Source organism: Stenotrophomonas sp. HMWF023 (assembly GCF_003060985.1).
Lineage (GTDB): Bacteria > Pseudomonadota > Gammaproteobacteria > Xanthomonadales > Xanthomonadaceae > Stenotrophomonas > Stenotrophomonas lactitubi.
This window is the reverse complement of the sequence record NZ_QAIJ01000173.1, coordinates 1-3,399: the sequence shown is the minus strand read 5'-3', so window position 1 is coordinate 3,399 and position 3,399 is coordinate 1. Positions and strand designations below refer to the sequence as shown.

Here is a 3,399-nt window from a genome sequence, read left to right as displayed (position 1 = left end):
GTGCGGCGCCGGGTACCACGGTCAAGATCGGCGGCTTCATCAAGGCCGATTTCCTGGCCACCCAGACCAGCGATGGCCAGCTGGCCGACGATGCCACCGGCCGCTCGCTGTACCTGCCCGGGCAGACCCCGGTGGAAGGTGCCGGCGGCAGCGGCAAGCGCTCGGACGTGGACTACAACGCCCACGCCAAGTTCTCGCGCTTCAACCTGGGCATCGACAACGTCAGCGAGTCGGGCAACAAGGCCGGCGCGTTCTTCGAGATGGATTTCTTCGGCAATTCGCTGGGCAACCAGACTGCCACCAACACCTATGGCGTGACCCTGCGCCATGCGTACATGTACTGGAACAACTGGATGGCCGGCCAGACCTGGTCGAACTTCATGGATGCGGCGTCGCTGCCGGAGGCGGTCGACTTCGTCGGTCCGACCGATGGCGTGATCTTCGTGCGCCAGGCCCAGCTGCGTTACACCAAGGGCGGCTTCAGCGTCGCGCTGGAGAATCCGGAAACCACCACCCTCACCGGCACGCGCAATCCGGTCACCGGCGCCTGGACCAATGCCAGTGCCAACTCCGATCGCGGCAGCCTGCCGGACCTGACCCTGCGTTACGGCTGGAAGGGTGACTGGGGCACCTTCGGTGTCGGCGGCGTGGTCCGCCAGCTGAAGGTCGACAACCAGGCCACCGGTGCCAAGGCTGACAAGGTGGCAGGTGGCCTGACCCTGGGCGGCAAGTGGGTGATGGGTGACAGCGATTCGCTGCACTACCAGTTCACCGGTGGCGAGGGCATCGCCCGCTACATCGGCCTGGGCATCACCGCCGATTCGGCCTATGACGTGGCACGCGACGAACTCAACCCGACCGGTGTGATCGCCGGCTATGTCGGCTGGCGCCATGCGTTCTCGCCGAAGCTGCGCACCAACCTGATCTACGCGCGCAGCGACTACGACAACGACAGCATCCTCGGCCCGCTGGTGACCAAGAGCGTGCAGAGCATCCGCGGCAACATCTTCTATTCGCCGATGCCCAAGGTCGATGTCGGTGCCGAGCTGATGTACGGCAGGCGCGAGGTCGAGAACGGCAACAAGGGCGACATCACCCGTCTGCAGTTCACTACGAAATACAGTTTTTAAATGAGTGCCGACCAAGGTCGGCACCTACCAGAAGAACGGGGCCGACCACGGTTGGTACCTACCTAGACTGCGTGCCGACCAAGGTCGGCACCTACAGAGGGAAAGCGTCCCATGTCCACAACACCTGCACCGGCGAAAGCCCAACTAACCCAGGGACACAAGAAGGTCATCTTCGCGTCCAGCCTGGGCACCGTTTTCGAGTGGTACGACTTCTTCCTGTATGGCTCGCTTGCGGCGATCATCGCCAAGCAGTTCTTCAGCGGCGTCAATGAAACCACGGGCATGATCTTCGCCCTGCTGGCCTTCGCGGCCGGCTTCTTCGTGCGACCGTTCGGCGCGGCTTTCTTCGGCAGCCTCGGTGACCGCATCGGCCGCAAGTACACCTTCCTGGTCACCATCCTGATCATGGGCATCTCGACCTTCCTGGTCGGCGTGCTGCCCAACTACGCATCGATCGGCTTTGCCGCACCGGTGATCCTGATCGTGCTGCGTCTGGCCCAGGGCCTGGCGATGGGCGGTGAGTACGGTGGCGCTGCCACCTACGTGGCCGAACACGCACCGGCCGACAAGCGTGGCCTGTACACCAGCTTCATCCAGTGCACCGCCACGCTGGGCCTGTTCATGTCGCTGCTGATCATCCTGGCCTGCCGCTACTTCCTCGGCAACGAGGCCTTCGAGGCCTGGGGCTGGCGCATTCCGTTCCTGGTCTCGATCGTGCTGCTGGGCATCTCGGTGTGGATCCGCCTGCAGCTCAGCGAATCTCCGCTGTTCCAGCAGATGAAGGCCGAAGGCAAGGGTTCCAAGACGCCGTTCCGTGACAGCCTGAAGGGCGGCAACCTGAAGCTGATGCTGCTGGTTCTGCTCGGTGCTGCTGCCGGTCAGGCGGTGGTCTGGTACGGCGGCCAGTTCTACGCGCTGTTCTTCCTCAGCAGCATGCTGAAGGTCGATGCCACCACCTCCTACCTGCTGATCGCCGCCGCGCTGGCACTGGGCGTGCCGTTCTTCATCTTCTTCGGCTGGCTGTCCGACCGTATCGGCCGCAAGAAGATCATCCTCGCCGGCTGCCTGCTGGCCGCCATCACCTACATCCCGATCTTCAAGGGCCTGACCCACTTCGCCAATCCGGCCATCGAAGAAGCCCGCAGCAGCTCGCCGGCGCTCGTGGTTGCCGATCCGAACACCTGCTCGTTCCAGTTCGATCCGGTTGGCCTGCGCAAGTTCACCAGCTCCTGTGACGTGGCTACCGCTGCGCTGACCAAGGCCGGCGTGCCGTATGACGTGCAGCCCGCCGCCGCCGGCTCGCTGGCGATGGTGAACGTGGGCAGCGCCAGCGTGACCTCGTATGAAGCGGCCGGCCTGAGCAAGGAAGACGGCAAGGCCAAGGCCGATGCGTTCGGCGCCGAGCTGAAGGGCGCACTGGTCACTGCGGGTTACCCGGCCAAGGCTGATGGCTCGCGCATCAACATCGCCGGCACGATCTTCATGCTGTGGCTGCTGGTGCTGTACGTGACCATGGTCTACGGCCCGATCGCCGCCTACCTGGTCGAGCTGTTCCCGACCCGCATCCGCTACACCTCGATGTCGCTGCCGTACCACATCGGCAACGGCTGGTTCGGTGGCTTCCTGCCGGCGATCTCGTTCGCGCTGGTGGCTGGTACCGGCAACCTGTATTACGGCCTGTGGTACCCGATCATCATCGCGCTGATGTCGGTGGTGGTGGGTGGCCTGTTCCTGCATGAGACGAAGAACGTGGACATCACCAAGTAACCGGTGGTTTTCATTGCATGAAGGAAAGGCCGTGGTGCAGACCACGGCCTTTTCGTTTCCCTGTAGCGCCGAGCCATGCTCGGCGACCGCGCAACGCGCGGCACAAAACTCCGCAGACGCGAACAGACAGCGCTCAATGCCGTCATCGCGGTTGACAAGCATCCGAAGCCACACGCCCTCTGACCCCATCGAGACCGCCGCCTCACGTGCGCACGCCGTATAGTCGTGGAATGAGCCTCTCAGCCGCCGACCTCCCCGTCATCCTGCATACCCTGCGCAGTGCATGGCAGGCCCAGCGTCCTTCGCTGGAACAGCGCGAAGCCGACCTGCGCCGCCTGCGCGAGGCGCTGAAGGAGCGCATGGACGAAATGGCTGCGGCCATTGCCGAGGATTTCGGCCATCGCGCCCACGTTGAATCGAAACTGGCCGATGGCATGAGCGTGCTGTCAGCCATCGATCACCTGCGCCGCCACCTGCGCCGCTGGTCGAAGCCGCGTCATGC

The 3,399-nt window shown here is 64.0% G+C and carries 2 protein-coding genes and 1 pseudogene; all 3 read left to right on the top strand.

Annotated features, from left to right (window positions below):
* On the top strand, positions 1-1,130 hold a 1,130-nt coding region (locus tag DBR20_RS09350), incomplete at its 5' end, for a DcaP family trimeric outer membrane transporter (RefSeq protein ID WP_108265982.1).
* A gap of 111 nt (positions 1,131-1,241) precedes the next feature.
* Positions 1,242-2,897: an MFS transporter gene (locus DBR20_RS09345; protein WP_108265981.1), complete on the top strand. Its 1,656-nt coding sequence runs from the start codon at positions 1,242-1,244 to the stop codon at positions 2,895-2,897.
* A 230-nt stretch (positions 2,898-3,127) separates the two neighbouring features.
* Positions 3,128-3,399, top strand: a pseudogene (locus DBR20_RS09340) (coniferyl aldehyde dehydrogenase); the annotation flags it as partial.

Bases quoted from the DNA above. Each gene is read 5' to 3' on its own strand.
- DBR20_RS09345 (WP_108265981.1), top strand. From the start codon at position 1,242: ATGTCCACAACACCTGCACCGGCGAAAGCCCAACTAACCCAGGGACAC.